Origin of the sequence: Paenibacillus silagei, from assembly GCF_017874735.1 — a bacterium.
GTDB classification, from domain to species: domain Bacteria; phylum Bacillota; class Bacilli; order Paenibacillales; family Paenibacillaceae; genus Paenibacillus_AQ; species Paenibacillus_AQ silagei.
In genome coordinates this window covers 87,225-103,071 of the sequence record NZ_JAGGLV010000008.1, presented here as the reverse complement: position 1 = coordinate 103,071, position 15,847 = coordinate 87,225, and the positions used below count along the sequence as shown (strand labels likewise).

Sequence of the window (15,847 nt, the reverse complement as noted above, 5' to 3'; positions counted from 1 at the left end):
AAAGCGGGATTATACATATGAAGAAACACACCTCGTTACAACGTACCATCGGCATGCCTCAGGCCGTTGCCTTATACATCGGGGCTGTCCTCGGTTCGGGGGTATTAATTGTCCCCGGACTGGCAGCCGAGATGGCTGGCCCGGCTTCGCTGCTGGCCTGGGGCTTCATGACCCTGCTCATTCTTCCGCTTGCCTTATCCATGGGCCTGCTCTCTGCCAAGTTCCCTAACGCCGGGGGCGTCTCCCACTTCGTGACTCTAGCCTTCGGGCCGAAGGCCGGGGCCCTTGTCGGCTGGTTCTTCCTGCTGTCCGTTCCGATCGGCGCGCCAGTCGCCGCATTGACCGGTGCAGGATACATGACCGCAGCGATGGGCTGGGGCGATCCGGCCCGAATCGCCCTTGCCGCCGGGATGCTGGTCATTGGACTCCTTACGAACTGGATCGGCATGCAGGTCGCCGGTAAAGTGCAAATTGCTGTGGTGATCGCTATTGTTGCCGTACTGGTCTTCTCTTTTGCCGCTGCGCTTCCAAGGATGGAGCGTGCTCACTTCACTCCGTTTGCGCCGCATGGCTGGATGAGTGTCGGGCAGGCGGCGGCGATCCTCTTCTGGTGCTTCATCGGCTGGGAAGCAGTCTCGCATCTGTCGGAAGAGTTCAAGGAACCTGAGCGGGCTGCGGTTAAGGGTGTGACCATCGCGGCCATCATTGTCGGTGTCCTGTATTTCCTCTCGGCACTTGCTACCGTAGGTACGCAGAGCTATCTGCACGGCGGGGCAGATAGCTCCCTGCTATGGATCATCAGCCAGCCGCTGGGGGCATGGGGAGGCTTCATCGCCGGACTCACCGGGCTGTTCATCTGCACGGCGACGATCATTGCCTATGCAGGCGCGGCTTCACGCGTGGCGTATGCCTTGTCCCGGCAAGGTTATGCTCCGGGCTGGATGGGCCTTTTATCCAATCGTTATCAGACGCCTGCGGGGGCCATCGGCTTCCTGGCGCTCTGCTTCACCTTGATATTATCGCTCTACGGCAGCGGGGCGCTCTCGATAACCACACTGATCACCTTCCCCAACGCTACCTTCATTCTTACCTATATTGGGGGTTGTGCCGCCGGAATCCGCCTTCTGCGCGGCAGCCGTGCAGGCGTAACGATCAGCGTCATTTCCTTCGCCGCCACACTTGCCGTGTTCCCGTTCACAGGCTGGGCGATTCTCTACCCGCTGCTGATTACGGCGGCGTTTGCCGGGGTGGACTATTGGAGATCCGGGGCTAGGCGTGTGGGTGAGCGGTGAGGGGGGATTTACTGTTACACACCTGGAGTTGGACTCGAAGGTGCTATTGAGGCTACATACTTAAGAGTTGGACTCGAAGCTTGGTCGTCGCTGCGGTGAACATTTGGCCCTCCGGCCGCTGTTGTATTTGGATTTCCTGATTATAACCGCTCTTCGCGGTAGAAATCCAAATACAAAGGCGGACGCTATCGCTCCTCCAGTTCCAAATTTCCCCTCCGCTTCTTTTTGCTTTTCTTTTCGTTAATTTCTTAAGTGCCTTAAAGAAGGTCACCTGTGGCTGCGCATCCAGCCCTTGTACCTGCATGCCTGTACATTGTATTCGGTTTTTAGCATACATTGGGTCCAGGCTATCGAGCAGAACAGATATTTTACCTTTTCAAGACTTATGAAGCACCAAAATGACCATACGAATCATTCAAAGTCACTCCTCCCAACCGCAAACAGGCCACGCCATCCATAACAGGACAGGCGCGGCCTTTCTTTTATAAGCGTTGTAGTTAAGCAACTATTTGGTCCACTGAACCGGAATCCGCAGACGGAATTGCTGTATATCCTCTGGATAGGAGAAGTACCGGGCCCTAATCTCAAGCTGATCTGAAGGCTGCACGGGCGGAAAAATCAGTTTAAATGCCAGTTTGTCCCGGCTAATCCGAACCCGCTGTCCTGTTTGTGTGATCGGCTCACCTTGTCCTTGCAGTAAGGTTAGCTCAGTTAACTGGCTCATCACCTGACTGACCTCGTAAAATACAACCGTCTGCTTTTCCTCAAAATCAACTGCCGTAACCGTAACCGTTCCTCCCTCATTCCCCTTTAGAGTTAGCGGGAGCGAACCACTTAAGCGTTGACGATCTTCATGTGATTTAATCTGCGCATTTTCTAGTGTCTCATAGACGATCAGTGTCATATATTCCGGTTTGGGATTAAACGCTGTAAGCGGTGAGAAGTTGAAATAATAATACTCATCAGTAGCTCCATCTCCTCCTTTATTCGTATACAAGGTTCCAATATCATCTTCAAGCATTACATTAAGCCAATCATGAGGATAACTTTTCATCAGAATAACTTGCGAAGTTAAAGGCCCCAATGTTAGCTTGTCTACAGTATATAGTGAGTTATCATACCTGAAATCCAAATTCTTGGGATAGACCGTTGTGCTTAGTGCGGCACTCTTCCCTCTATCCAGCAGGACAGATACATCCCAGTTGCCCCTCGTCGTCCCTATGCAGTCGATACTCATATTCAGTCTAAGCTGGTCCGGCAGATCCTTGTCCCCAAAGCTTAGACGGGTTGTACCTACGAAGGTATGATCTCCTGTAATCGTGAAATCATGGGTCGAGATTCTTTGCGGATCATGCCCTTCGAAATTAAGCTTATAGAAGACGGCCGCTTCCTTGCCGGTAATAGGCGCTGAGGATGATGGGTAGGTCACCTCATAATTAATCACCAATGAAATACCATCATAGTATTCCTCTACCAGATTGAAGGTAATGCCTTTATCGGTAATCAGTGCACCTGCCGGATTACTGAGATGCTTCTCTTCAATGGGCTTCAATCCCTCTCGATCCCCACCTTTAGCATACAAATAATCAAAGAACGGAATGACACGCAGCGCTTCAGCAACCGGGGGTGAGATGAATCCGATCCCAATAATTGATCCGGCTGTAACCGCCAGCGCAGCTGTGACGCTGATGATCCACTTCTTGTATGATGATAACCGGTGTCTGTCTCTTGGGGCTTTCCCTACTCCTCCAGTATGTAGCTGCCACAATTCATCAAAATGAACGGAAGAAGGCATAATGTGTATCATGTGTTCAGCTTCCTTTTGTAATTGTGCGGTTACTGCTTCGGATTCAACATCCAGCCTGTCCTTCGCTGTCGTCATTTAAGCCCCTCCTTCATCATCAGCACACCGGGGTCAAGTTCGCCGCATTCTCTCAGCTTGCGCAGTGCCGCATGAAGCCTGGATTTGCAGGTTCCCAGCGGAATACTTAATACCTCTGCGGTTTCGGGAAGCGATAATCCGGCATAATAGTGCAGGGAGATCACTTCGCGCAGCTTCGCGGACAGATGGCTGACCGCCTGCCATAATTCCAGCTGATTCTCACTATGCAGAGCGAAGCTCTCGGCGGAGTGCTCTTTTCCCTCTATAGGAACGCCCGCCAGTAGTTGTATCCAGGTCTTCCTGCGTAACAGATTACGGGATGTATTGACAGCAATCCGGTAGAGCCAAGGCCGAAGCGGTCTGGAGGGATCGTACAAATGATATTTTGCAAAAGCACGCAAAAAAGTCTCCTGGGTAATATCATCGGCCAGCACCCGCTGCTTGGTCATCATAAGGGCTATGCCATAAATATAAGCGGAGTGTGCTTCAAACATGTCCTTGGCCTGTTGTTCTGTGATGGGATAATCCTTCACGCTCGCTTCCCCCTTTCTCTACTTGATATACGCTTTGACCCGGGCGATCCGTTCGCTTTACGTTTCAGAAAGTTGTCAGGCGGTTATGGATGAGAAGAGCTTGACCTAATCTGCTAGAAGAAGGAGACTGTAACCTATGTCTGATCATAAAAGAGTGATTCTTGAACCAGCAGCTCAGAAATTTGCCGATGATAATGCCAAGCCTCCCTTCCTGCCCGATCTGGGTCCGGAAAAAGGCCGCGAAACGGTCAACACCGTTCAGGCTGGCGATATCGAAAAACCCGAGGCAGATCTTCAGGATCTGACCGTAACCGGCGGCCCCGGCGGTGAAGTGAAGGTCCGCATTGTCCGTCCGGTAGGAACCTCCGGCACTTCCCTGCCGGTCATTCTCTACATTCATGGAGCAGGCTGGGTATTCGGCAATAGCCACACGCATGACCGGCTCATCCGCGAGCTGACAGTGGGTACGGGCGCTGCCGTGGTATTCCCGGAATACAGCCTGTCCCCGGAAGCCAAATATCCTACGGCCATTGAAGAAATCTATGCAGTCCTGGAATGGATAGCTAGTGAAGGCTCCACGTACGGGCTGGATGCATCCAGGCTGAGTGTCGCTGGAGACAGTGTCGGCGGCAATATGACTGCTGCCATCACCCTGATGGCCAAAGAACGCAGCGGTCCGGCCATCTCTAAGCAATTGCTTTTCTATCCGGTTACAGATGCTTCCTTCGATACCGAATCGTATCATCAGTTCGCGGAAGGTTATTTCCTCCAGCGCGAAGGCATGAAATGGTTCTGGGATCAATATACCACCGATTCTGAGAAGCGGGCACAGATTACAGCTTCTCCGCTGCGGGCTAGTCTGGACCAGCTGAGCGGTCTGCCGGAAGCCTTGATTATCACAGGTGAAGCCGATGTGCTTCGTGATGAAGGGGAGGCTTATGCGAATAAGCTTCGCGAAGCAGGCGTTCCCGTTACGGCTGTGCGCTTCCAGGGCATTATCCACGATTTCGTGATGCTGAACGCGCTGGCAGACACTAAGGCTAATCAAGGAGCTTTGCTGCTGGCAACAGCTTGGTTGAAGCACTAACTCCCGCGGCATATGAAAGCCCGTAACGGAACATCACTCCGCTGCGGGCTTCTTTTCGTGTATATTTGCTTGCCGGTATCGTCTATTTCCGCTGGGAATAGAACTCCGCTGCTTTGATCAGCATATCCTTCAGTGAACCGAAGGAAGTGGTCTTCGATACATGCTCATCGAGCTGATCCTGCGGGAGCGACTTTATCTCCCCTGCCGAGCCGGCAGAGAATCCTCCTTTTTGCAGCAGATCCTTCACGGACTCGAAGGGAGTGAACTTTTGCAGAAAAGAACTCGATAGGAGTTGATCCAGCGGCAGTTTCTGCAGCAGTTGCTCCACTGGCAGCTTGTCCAGCGGCAATTTCTGAAGCAGCTCTCCTACCCGGCCTTCTTTGAGGGAACCGACTACTCCTTGTATTTTATCGCCTAATCCTCCAATGTTAAATCCCATAAGGTCAACCTCCTGAAAATCTGTAGTTGATCCTTATTACCCCGAATTCAGATCAGCGAATTATATAGGTTAACATAACATTGATTATGTTAATCAACAGCACTTCTCAACCTCACCTGCCCGAACGCAGAAACTCCCCGATCCTCCTGGCGGCTTCCAGCAGACGTTCTTCCTCCTCTACCAGTGCAATTCGCACATACCCTTCCCCCTGGCTGCCAAAAGCATCTCCCGGAATGACCGCTACTCCGGTTCTCAGCAGCAGGTCATGCGCGAAGCGGCGCGAACTTCCGGCTTCACCCCTACTCCCATAGGCATCCGGCAGCCTTGCCCAAATAAACATAGTAGCTTCCGGCGAGGGGACCGCCCACCCTTCAAGATGCAGCGCCTCTACCACAAGATTCCGCCGCCGCTCATACAGCGCAGCCACTCCTTGGTCCGGCCCGGAGACCATCGCCTGCTCCAGCGCGACAACCGCCGCTTCCTGAATCGGCTCGAAGACGCCGTAATCCACATTGCTTTTCAGCTCCCGCAGCGCCCCGACGGCCTGCGCATTACCCGTCATGAAGCCGATGCGGCATCCGGCCATGTTGAAGCTTTTGGAGAAGGAATGAAATTCAACGGCGGTGTCCCGCGCTCCCGGTACCTGGAGGATGCTGAACGGCCGGTAACCATCGAAGCCCATCTCTGAATACGCCAGATCATGCACGACCAGCACCTCCCACTTACGGGCAAGCTCCACGAGCCGTTCCATGTAAGCCAGATCGACTGTAACCGAAATCGGGTTGCCGGGAAAACTAAGCAGGATAAAAGATGCTTCGCGCCATACCTCATCGGGAATGCTCTCCAGATCAGGCCGGAACGCATTCTCCTCCAATAGCGGCAACGGCCAAGCTCTAACACCCGCTATTGCGAGCGCCCCTGAATAGATGGGATAACCAGGGTCAGGTACAATCGCCAGATCGCCGGGATTGCAGATGGCCAGGGCCAGATGCGCCAGCCCATCCTGCGAGCCCATCAGGGACACGATTTCCTCCTCCGGATCTACCTCCGCGCCGAAACGCCACTGCATCCATCTCGCCGCCTGATTGCGGAACGCCGCACTTCCCTTGGACGACGGATAGGCATAGCTATTCTCCCGAAGCACCGCATCACTTAACGTCTGACGAATCTCAGGAAGAGGAGCCCGGTCCGGACTGCCAATTCCAAGATCGATGATGTTAAGTCCCGATTGCCGGGCTTCGGACTTCCAGGCAGCCACCTCCGCGAAGATCGATGATCCCAGATGAGCCAGCTTGTCTGATCTCCATTTATGCTGCTTGCTGCTATGAATCAATGGACTCCCTCCAGCGTATGTTTTTTCAATAGTATATCACGGGCTCCAGTGTCTGAAGAGGAGAAAGAACAGGCGGACTTCCTGAATGGTTATTTTTTTTATTAATTCTATATTTTTCTACCAAAATCACTCTATTTAAGGTGACAACTAGTGCGAGAAGTGATATAAAATTGGATCTGAACTGAAACAGCGTATAATTTATGTTATACGCTGTTTTTTCGATGTTATTATGCGCCTTCATCGCTATCTTTTTTAATTCCCGCCGGCAATCATATGTAGGAACTCTTTTATGATGACATCAATCTCCTTGCCGTTCGTATTCAGCTTTTGTGTATTCATTTCTTTGTAATTCTCTAACCTGTTAATGCTATTTTCAATTTCACTCTCGCTCCTCTCATCCTGACGCATACGCTTTATCAATTCTTCCTCAGAGCACATTAACGTAACTTTTATTAGCTCATATTCATTTCCTTTTAAGCCTGCAAGAATTTCATCGAATATGCTTTCCTTATGAATCACCCAAGAGAAGAAGACATACTTGAACATGGAATTCTCAAGGTACTGATTGAGCATATAATGGATGTTATTCATTACCATCGTTTTGTTCTCTTCGGTAACCTCCCAGGGGTTCATTAACCAGCACCAATCTCCATCAAGCCATACGGAATGTTCTAATTCTTTATACAGCTTACTGACAATCGTACTTTTTCCGACTCCCATGGTTCCGTTTACGATTACAAGCTTTTTCATAATGCCCTCCTTTGACCAGCAGCTCCTAAATAGCAAAAATGCCCTGCATGGATTAGTCCAAGGCAAGGCATTTCCTATTAGTCTATGAAGATTGGGAGAACTGGGTTAATCCGCGTTCGGTTAGTTCCTTCTGCCGCCGCGTTAACTCTTCCAAATTGTAAAGTCTTTCGGACATGTACTCAACATGCTGAAGCAAGGATGCGAATCCCAGTATGAAGATGCTTGAGACTGCGCCGCTAACCCAGAATGTTACCATGAATCCCCAGGAAAATGTCTTATCATCAAATGAAAATTCCGGCTCCGGTGCAAAAATATTACCTGCTACGATCCCCCCAATGAAGGCTGCTGCAATAGTTATGTAGGCTACCCATTTCAATGCTTTTACCACTACGTTTCCTCCAAGCTCTATAGTATAAAACCACTTTACCAGATTCATACAATAGAGTAAACAAACAATTCATTAGATTCCTTTATGCCGCAATAAAAATGCATCTCCGTCGAATCGCCGCTGCCACCCGGGCATAGGATAGAGTATTACAGACGAAAGTGGGAATTCACATGTCCAAGAATAAGCGCGGTAAAGCACTTTACAGTACCCCCTCCCGGGCCAGGGGCACCTGTCCGATCTGCGGGAGCACACGGATTAAGCTTTTGTATTTCGGCAAAGGCCCGGAGGGTGAGAAGCTGACGGTCTGCAAGAAATGTGACGGCAAGCAGCAGCAAGCGGTCTGAACTACGGCTTAAGCGCTAACCGCATCACGCACAAAAAAACGGCCTGCTCCCCCCTTCAGGAGAGCAACCGTTTCTTTGTGCCTACTCAAACCCTGATTTCACCCACAGCTTGGAGATATCCAAAAATCCGAAGGAGCCGGGCTCCAGTCCGAACAGATTCTGACTTAATTGCGCTTTTTTATTCATATGACAGCCATACAGTACCCAATCGTTATCACGCAGCTTGCCTTCGGCCAGCTCCAGTATCTCTGCCCTCTCCCCGGCGGCCAGCCGGGCGAAAGGCTTCAGCACCTCTGTGAGCTCAGATTTCTGGCTGTCCAGCAGCAGGTGATGCAGATAATTCGACTCATTACGAAAATAATTAATCATCCCCCACTGCCAGTCATCCTCCAGTACTTCTTCGCAGATCACAAGATCCGCTTGGTTCACCAAGTCCGGCAGATCATAATCCCCTAAAGGATACAGCTCAAGCTGTAATCCAATTTTCCTGCTGCGCTCCTGAAGCCAATTCGCCTCATCCTGATCCTCTTTACAGGCCCGGTAGGCCAACTTAACTGCCTCTCCTCTGTATCCGCCTTCCTCAAGCAGCGCCCGCGCTTCCTCCAATTGCGGCTCAGCGAACTCATACTTGCTGCTCTGCCAGGGAAGGAAGCTGTCTGCCGGCATAATCCGGTTGCCTCCCAGCTCACGAATCAGGGCAAGCTGATTATAGATGATACGCATGGCCTGCCGGACTGCAGGATGATGGTGTACGCCTTCTTTTCTAAAATTAAACAGAATGTATCTGCACCCGACAGCCGGATAATCGATATTGTGACTCCTCCCGTCCTCCGCTGCCGGCAAGCTGTTCAGACTGGTACTGGCACCCGTCAGCTGATATTGCCGTACCCCCGAGGCCAAATGCGGCAGGTACCAGATCTCGACCCGGTCCAGCAAAGGGCGTATTCCATAGTAGAAATCGTAGGCACTGAGTACAAGCACATCCTGACTCAGATCCACTACCTGATAAGGCCCCGTGCCGACCGGATGCACAGCGAAATCCACATCGTATGGAACAATCGACATATAGATCGAGCTGAACAGATGCAGGAAGAAGAAATTAGGCTGCACCAGATCGAACCGTATAACGTAGTCCCCCTCCAGCTCCACATGAATGATATCCTCAAAATGACAGATCGCCGGACTTCTAAGTCCGATCAGACGCTGTAGGGTTTCTTTTACATCCCTTGAAGTCATCATGCGGCCGTGGTGGAATCGCACCCCCTTGCGCAGGTAGAACAGGTAGCTTGTATTGCTCTCGTTAGCCTCCCACGTGTGGGCCAGCCCCGGCAAGAAGATCCCGTTCTGTGCATCATAGGTAATCAGGGTACTGCAAATGTGTCCCAGCAAATAGGTCTCAAAAGCGGTGTATACGGTGGCCGGGTCCAGCTTCTCCATCGCACGGTTACGGGAGATTCGCAGCACCTCCTGCCCGGATATGGAGCCGGGTTCTCTCCAGAAGCCCATTTGCTTATCGAGAACCGCCAGCAGGCGTTCTTTGAGCGGCTCGTTAACCGGGTATTGACCAATCAATTCGATGGCAGGCTTAATCCGGCCTTTGCTGACCAGCTCCTGAAATCTCTCCTCCAGTACCTCATCTATATGACGCAAAAAAGTCATCTGCGAGCGAATCCCTCTCCCTCTTCCGGGTATCCAGGCAATCAGCTGCTGCTCCTCCAGCTTCCGCAGAATAAACTTCACATTGCGCGGTGTGCAGCACAGGATACCGGTCAACTGCTCAATCGTCACCGGAATCGGCTGCTGGAGGTTATATGCCGGAGCCAGGGCTGCGGTCAAACAAAGATAATGTGTACTGCTGGTATCCATGTTCTCAAGCTCCTTTTAAAAGGTGAAAAGTGACATGTAATTCTTACACTTTTATTTCCCCCTTTGTTCTATACAATTATACATAATCATTCGCTAAGAAGCATGCTTCAAATTCAAACCATTGACTAGGAGACAGGGATTCAAATGAAACAACATCTGCGCCACATTCACCCGCTGGCCTGGACCATCATCATCGGCACGATGTTCGGCCGGCTGGTTACTTCAATGAGCATTCCTTTTCTCTCGATCTATCTCACGCAGGTGCTTGGAGCTTCCGCTACCCAAACCGGGTTCACGGTGGCCGTCAGCTCGCTGGCAGGGGTAATGATCAGCTTCTACGGCGGTTATATCTCGGATGTGATCGGGCGCCGGATCGTCATGCTGGTCTCCGTGTTCGGCTGGGCCTGCGTATTCTTCGGCTTCGCCGCAGCGCAGCATTTATGGGTGTTTTTCTTGGTGAACACGCTCAACGGACTGTGCCGCGCCGTATTTGAACCAACTTCACGGGCATTATTGTCAGATATCACCCCGCCGGAGCAAAAGCTGCTGGTCTTCAATCTGCGGTATGCCGCGGTGAATCTGGGTGTGGTCTTCGGCCCGATTATCGGCCTCCAGCTCGGCTCCGCCAAGTCCACCTTCCCGTTCGTGATCGCAGGGATCGTCTATATCGCCTATGGACTTGTTCTGTTCCTGCAATTCTCGGTGCACCGTGCCAGCCTGCCTGTTCATGGAGAAGTGCGGACGCCGAAGCTGCTCGATGCGCTCGCGGTCACCGGAAGGGATAAGGTATTTTTGCCTGTTCTGCTGGGAACCATCTTCTGCGTCCTCGGGTATGGTCACTTTAGCTCTACACTGGCGCAATTTCTGGCGATGAACACCCATTTCAGCAATGGCAGCCAAGTCTTCTCTTACATGCTGTCGCTTAATGCAGTCACGGTGCTGGTCGTACAGTATCCTATCGTGCGTACAGCCAGCAAGTTCGCGCCGATTATCCCGCTCATTCTGGGCAATGTCTGCGTAGCCCTTAGTCTGCTGCTGTTCGGGATGCCCGGGGGGGTGCCCCTGCTGATGTTCAGCGTGGTCCTGTTCACGGTCGGGGAGGTTCTGCTCTTCACGATGATGGATATGCTGATCGACCGGATTGCCAAGCCGGAGTGGAAAGGCACCTATTTCGGCACGATCGGCTTCAATAATCTGGGCAGCGTAATGGCACCTATTCTCGGAGGACTGCTGCTGGATCAGTTCGGCGCTCTGAACGGGCCCGCTGTGTTCGTACCGCTTGCGCTGACCACGGCGCTCGGCCTTCCTTTCCTGATTACCGCGCATAAAAGACTCCGCATCCGCGAGCTTGCTGAAGTAAGTGCGCAGCGTAAGCTCGGTGCTTGAGCTATTTGAGACGAAAATAAACCCCAGACCTGCGTAAAGCGGATTTGGGGTTTATTAATATATACTTATCATTGTTTTTAACTCTTGTGATCGTTAATAAGTTAACATAATAATTATTATGTCGTAAATAATAATTATACTGCAACTAAACGCCGCTGCACTAGCCCAATGTGGTCGGTTTTCCGACTACATTCCGCCCACGAACCATTACAGTGCCCAATGTGGTCGGTTTTCCGATTACATTCCGCCTACGAACCATCCCAGTGCCCAATGTAATCGGTTTTTCGACTACATTCCGCCTACGAGCCCTCCCAGTGCCCAATGTAGTCGGTTTTTCGACTACATTGCGCCCACGCTACCTCCCAGTGCCTAATGTAATCGGTTTTCCGATTACATTCCGCCTACGGGACCCTCCCAGTGCCCAATGTAATCGGTTTTCCGATTACATTCCGCCTACGGGACCCTCCCAGTGCCTAATGTAATCGGTTTTCCGATTACATTCCGCCTACGAACCCTCCCAGTGCCCAATGTAATCGGTTTTTCGACTACATTCCGCCTACGAGCCCTCCCAGTGCCCAATGTAATCGGTTTTTCGACTACATTCCGCCTACGAGCCCTTCCAGTGCCCAATGTAATCGGGTTTCCGATTACATTCCGCCTACGGGACCCTCCCAGTGCCTAATGTAATCGGGTTTCCGATTACATTCCCGCTCCGCAGCTCTATAAAACTACCCCATCCTTCTTCAGCTGCTCCTGAAGCTGAAGGATATCGAGCGCCTGCGGCTTCACCCCTGCGGCAGCCGCGAGCGCCGCAGCTGTTCCGGCCGCCTGGCCCGTGGCCATGCAGCTTGGCGTCAGCCGGGTGGTGGCCAGCGCTTCGTGCGAGGTCGAGATGCATCGGCCTGCGGCCAGCAGATTGGGCACATTGGCGGATAGCAGACAGCCGTACGGAATATCGTACGCGCCGTCTCCGGCGATGAAGGAAGCCGTCACCCCCTTGCCAGACGGATCGTGAATGTCGATCGGGTAGCCGCTGCGGGCAATGACATCACTGAACTTGCGGCCTTCTACGACATCCTCCTTGCTCAGCTGGTAATAGCCTTTTATCCGCCGCGATTCACGGATGCCGATCTGCGGCGCAACCGCTGAGATTGAGGCCCGTTCGAAGCCTGGAACGTCGCGCTTCAGAAACTCGGACATGAGCAGCACCTGCTTGCGGCCCTCCTGCTCCGCCAAGGTCAGATCCTCTGCATTCGTTGCATCCAGCCCCTGGACACGGGTGCAGTTGATCAGCACCTCATCGTCTGCCGGACCGGCAAAGAACAACACCTGGTCACGGTTAATCGGTACCTCGGCTCGCTTCCATTGCGAGTAGAATCCGCTTACCCCGGTGAGCGGCAGGTCCGGCAGCTCGGCAAACGGCGTTTTGCTGTAGAACTCTTCGGGGTGGCTGATCATATACGCTTTGACCTTGTGCAGATCAACGCCGCGCATTCTGAACTTCATCGTCATCGGCTGGGAACGGTTATCCCCCTCCCGGCCTTGCAGCGTTTCGGCCCCGGACAGCTTGGCTACGTCGGCATCTCCGCTGCAATCCACGAAGATGCGCCCTTTGATAGGCGTACGCCCGGATTTATTAGTCACTACCACATGTTCGATCACGCCGTCACTGACCATCACCTCATCCACAAAGCTGTGCAGAAGCAGCTTCACTCCAGCTTCGCGCAGCATATCCGTAGCTACCACCTGATAAATCTCAGGATGGTATGGCGTCAAGGTATGCACGAAGCCTACCGTATCCCGGAGATGGCCCGGCGAACCGCCGTTTGCTTGCAGCCGGTCTACGATTTCCTGAGCGATGCCCTTGATCACCTGCTCGCCGCTATCGGTATGAAAGGTCATCCACGGATAGACCAAAGCAGCGGTAGACATCCCGCCCACGAATCCGTAACGTTCAACGAGCACCGTCTGCGCCCCCAGCCGTCCGGCAGCAATGGCCGCCGTGATTCCTGCAGGGCCTCCCCCCACGACAACGACATCTGCCTTTATTGCAGAATTCATATCATCCACTCCTTTATGTGTGCTATTCCTTCAGCCCCGTCATAGCTACGCCCTCGATGAACCGCTTCTGCGCCAGGAAAAAGACGATCAGCAGCGGCACGGTAGCCATGACGGTGGCACTCATCAGATAATGCCAGGAAGTGCCCACTTCATCTGTAAACAACGATAATCCCAGCGGCAAGGTCATCAGCTCACGCGTATTAATGAAAATAAGCGGGTCGAAGAACTCATTCCAGATGGACACGAACGTGAAGATCGTCAGTGTCGCCATGCCGGGACGGGCAATCGGCAGCATAATTGTCCAGTAAATGCGGAACCGGCTGCAGCCGTCGATCATCGCCGCCTCCTCAAGCTCAGTGGGTACGGTAATAAAGAATTGCCGCATCACGAAGATCCCGAACACGCCGCTTGCGCCGAAGATCGGCAGCAGAATCAGCGGCAGATGCGTGTCGATCCAGCCCAGGTCGCGCATGAACAGGAACATCGGGATCGCCGTCACTTCATGCGGGATCATCATGGCGCTGAGCAGCACCAGAAACACAGCATTTCTGCCTGTGAAGGGAATTTTGGCAAAAGCATAGCCGGCCAGCGAAGCGAAAAACACCGTTCCCGCCACGACGACAAACGAGATATAGACGCTATTAAAATAGAAGCGGTGAAACGGGATCAGTGTAAAGACATCCACATAATTCTGAAACTGGAATACCGGCGGAATCAGCTGCGGCGGGTAGGTGAAAATATCCTGCGGCCGTTTGAAGGAGGTGGACAGCATCCACAGAAACGGAACAAGCATAATCAGCGATACCGCCGTTAATGCAGCATACACTCCTGCTACAGACAGCCTTTTGCTGGTGTTAGGCGTCGCCTTCATTGAATACCCACCTCTTTCGCAGCTGCCACTGCAGCAGAGTCAAGATCAACACGACAAAGAACAACACAAATGCCAGCGCCGAAGCGTAGCCCATCTGAAACAGCTTGAACGCTTTTTCCCAGATGTAATAGACCAGCACCTTGGTGCTGTTACTCGGTCCGCCCTGGGTCATGACATAGATCTGGCCGAACACCTTCAGCGAGCCGATTACGGTCATCACCACGGTCAGAAATACGGTGGGCGTAATCATAGGCAGGGTCACGTTGAAAAAGGTTTTGGTCTTGCCTGCCCCGTCCAGCTCAGCCGCCTCATATAACGAACGCGATACCTGCTGGATCGCAGCGATAAATAACACCATATTTAGGCCCACGTTCTTCAGTACACTTGTCACAATAACGGCTGGCATCGCCAGTCTCTCATCATACAGCCAGGCGGCCCCTTTAATGTTGAACAACATCAGCAGCTGATTGATCAGCCCGGAATCGGTGGCGAACATATACTTCCAGACGATGGACCATACAATCAGCGAAGTCATCACGGGAACGAAGATCGCGGTGCGGAAGATGCCGATGCCCTTCAAGCTTCGGGATAACAGCAGCGCCAGCATCAGAGCCAGCACAATGTTAAACGGCACCAGACCCAGCGTGAAATAAGCCGTGTTGCCGAAGACCTTCCAGAACAGCGGGTCCACCGCAATATCCTTGTAATTATCCAGACCGACAAACCGGTGCCCGCCAAGCAGCGGCCAGTCATTTAAGCTCATATAGAGCGCTTTCCCCATTGGAAATAACAATAATAACGTGAAACCAAGCAGCATTGGCGATATAAAAAGCCATCCGGTCACCTGTGCCTCGCGGGCAAGCGGACCCTTGTTTCGTCTCTTGACCTTTCTGTTCATGCCGGAATTCACCGCCCCCCTAGCTCAATTTGTCTATTGCACCACGGAACGAGCTAACCGCACGCCGCAGCTCCTCCTCTGTCTTGCCCGTCACCACCGCGCCTAACATGATCGCCTTCACTCCCGCGCGCTGCAAGGACGGTACATCTCCTGTAACCAGCTTACGCTGGGAAGGCACCAGCACGGGAAGACCGGAATGGTCGGCCAGATACCGGTATTTCAGCAGGTCTGCGAAGCTGAGGGCCGTACCGTATTCGCTGCCAGGCACAATTGAAGCTTCAAGCGCCGTGATCCCGAATTGCGCCCCTGCCTGAACCTGACTAAGATCATAGGTGTCATTAATGGCAAAGGTCCGGTCCAAGCCGTGATCCTCCAGCATAAAGGACGGCAGATGATGGGCATAGATCGAATAGAAATCGAACCCGAGCGGAGCAAGCCGCCTAATCTCTTCTTCCGCCACACCTTCTAAGCTGCCTGAAGGAACTACCCCCAAGGGACCGTCAAAGGTAGAGCGGATCTCGCTAAAAATGTCTTCATAGCTGTCAAGCGCACCGAAATGCGTACCGCTGGCCCGGTGGCCGACATTAAAATGAACCTTCAATGCATCAGCGCCTTCCTCAAGCGCTACCTTTGCCAGTCTTACATCATTGGCAGGAAGGCTGATGATCAAGGACAAGCCGCTTTGCTCCAATCTTTGCTGCAATTTACCCATTGTAT

At 52.4% G+C, this 15,847-nt stretch carries 15 protein-coding genes; 4 read left to right on the top strand and 11 right to left on the bottom strand.

Annotated features, from left to right (window positions below; genetic code table 11):
* The first annotated feature begins 17 nt into the window (after window positions 1-17).
* Entirely contained in the window at window positions 18-1,292 is a 1,275-nt protein-coding gene (locus J2Z70_RS13865; protein ID WP_209873815.1) for an APC family permease, read from the top strand.
* Window positions 1,293-1,797: 505 nt separating this feature from the next.
* Here J2Z70_RS13865 and J2Z70_RS13860 read toward each other — a convergent pair.
* Window positions 1,798-3,174: a DUF4179 domain-containing protein gene (locus J2Z70_RS13860; RefSeq protein ID WP_209873812.1), complete on the bottom strand. Its 1,377-nt coding sequence runs from the start codon at window positions 3,172-3,174 to the stop codon at window positions 1,798-1,800.
* The gene (locus J2Z70_RS13855) at window positions 3,171-3,707 is read right to left on the bottom strand and encodes an RNA polymerase sigma factor (RefSeq protein WP_209873810.1); all 537 of its coding nucleotides are present in this window, start codon (window positions 3,705-3,707) and stop codon (window positions 3,171-3,173) included. Before J2Z70_RS13855 ends, J2Z70_RS13860 begins: the two co-directional genes overlap by 4 nt.
* 136 nt (window positions 3,708-3,843) lie before the next feature.
* Here J2Z70_RS13855 and J2Z70_RS13850 point away from each other — a divergent pair, with 136 nt between their 5' ends.
* Complete coding sequence (locus J2Z70_RS13850) at window positions 3,844-4,794, top strand: alpha/beta hydrolase (protein ID WP_209873808.1); 951 nt, start codon at window positions 3,844-3,846, stop codon at window positions 4,792-4,794.
* Window positions 4,795-4,876: 82 nt separating this feature from the next.
* Here the strand turns inward: J2Z70_RS13850 and J2Z70_RS13845 are convergent, their stop codons facing one another.
* The 4 genes from J2Z70_RS13845 to J2Z70_RS13830 all read right to left on the bottom strand — a co-directional run bounded on the left by J2Z70_RS13845 (window position 4,877) and on the right by J2Z70_RS13830 (window position 7,752).
* A complete protein-coding gene (locus J2Z70_RS13845; RefSeq protein WP_209873806.1) occupies window positions 4,877-5,233 on the bottom strand; it encodes a hypothetical protein in 357 nt (118 codons plus the stop codon).
* Between the two features lie 112 nt (window positions 5,234-5,345).
* A complete protein-coding gene (locus tag J2Z70_RS13840) occupies window positions 5,346-6,566 on the bottom strand; it encodes an aminotransferase class I/II-fold pyridoxal phosphate-dependent enzyme (protein WP_245368218.1) in 1,221 nt (406 codons plus the stop codon).
* 252 nt (window positions 6,567-6,818) lie between these two features.
* Entirely contained in the window at window positions 6,819-7,316 is a 498-nt protein-coding gene (locus J2Z70_RS13835; RefSeq protein ID WP_209873797.1) for an AAA family ATPase, read from the bottom strand.
* 82 nt (window positions 7,317-7,398) lie between these two features.
* Entirely contained in the window at window positions 7,399-7,752 is a 354-nt protein-coding gene (locus tag J2Z70_RS13830; protein WP_209873795.1) for a hypothetical protein, read from the bottom strand.
* A gap of 122 nt (window positions 7,753-7,874) precedes the next feature.
* Here J2Z70_RS13830 and J2Z70_RS13825 point away from each other — a divergent pair, with 122 nt between their 5' ends.
* Window positions 7,875-8,048 carry a hypothetical protein gene (locus J2Z70_RS13825; RefSeq protein ID WP_209873793.1) on the top strand — a complete coding sequence of 58 codons (174 nt, stop codon included), beginning with the start codon at window positions 7,875-7,877 and terminating at the stop codon, window positions 8,046-8,048.
* 81 nt (window positions 8,049-8,129) lie between these two features.
* Here the strand turns inward: J2Z70_RS13825 and J2Z70_RS13820 are convergent, their stop codons facing one another.
* On the bottom strand, window positions 8,130-9,914 hold the full coding sequence (locus tag J2Z70_RS13820) for an ABC transporter substrate-binding protein (RefSeq protein ID WP_209873791.1): 1,785 nt from the start codon (window positions 9,912-9,914) through the stop codon (window positions 8,130-8,132).
* A gap of 144 nt (window positions 9,915-10,058) precedes the next feature.
* Between J2Z70_RS13820 and J2Z70_RS13815 the strand changes: the two genes are divergently transcribed.
* Window positions 10,059-11,300: an MDR family MFS transporter gene (locus tag J2Z70_RS13815; RefSeq protein ID WP_209873789.1), complete on the top strand. Its 1,242-nt coding sequence runs from the start codon at window positions 10,059-10,061 to the stop codon at window positions 11,298-11,300.
* 720 nt (window positions 11,301-12,020) lie between these two features.
* Here the strand turns inward: J2Z70_RS13815 and J2Z70_RS13810 are convergent.
* From J2Z70_RS13810 to J2Z70_RS13795, 4 genes are read right to left on the bottom strand one after another with little or no spacing between them, the layout of a single operon-like run.
* A complete protein-coding gene (locus J2Z70_RS13810; protein WP_209873786.1) occupies window positions 12,021-13,361 on the bottom strand; it encodes an FAD-dependent oxidoreductase in 1,341 nt (446 codons plus the stop codon).
* A gap of 22 nt (window positions 13,362-13,383) precedes the next feature.
* On the bottom strand, window positions 13,384-14,232 hold the full coding sequence (locus J2Z70_RS13805) for a carbohydrate ABC transporter permease (protein ID WP_209873783.1): 849 nt from the start codon (window positions 14,230-14,232) through the stop codon (window positions 13,384-13,386).
* Complete coding sequence (locus J2Z70_RS13800; RefSeq protein WP_036726527.1) at window positions 14,216-15,130, bottom strand: carbohydrate ABC transporter permease; 915 nt, start codon at window positions 15,128-15,130, stop codon at window positions 14,216-14,218. The genes J2Z70_RS13805 and J2Z70_RS13800 overlap by 17 nt, the downstream gene beginning before the upstream one ends.
* 19 nt (window positions 15,131-15,149) lie before the next feature.
* On the bottom strand, window positions 15,150-15,842 hold the full coding sequence (locus J2Z70_RS13795; protein ID WP_209873781.1) for a hypothetical protein: 693 nt from the start codon (window positions 15,840-15,842) through the stop codon (window positions 15,150-15,152).
* Between the last annotated feature and the right edge of the window lie 5 nt (window positions 15,843-15,847).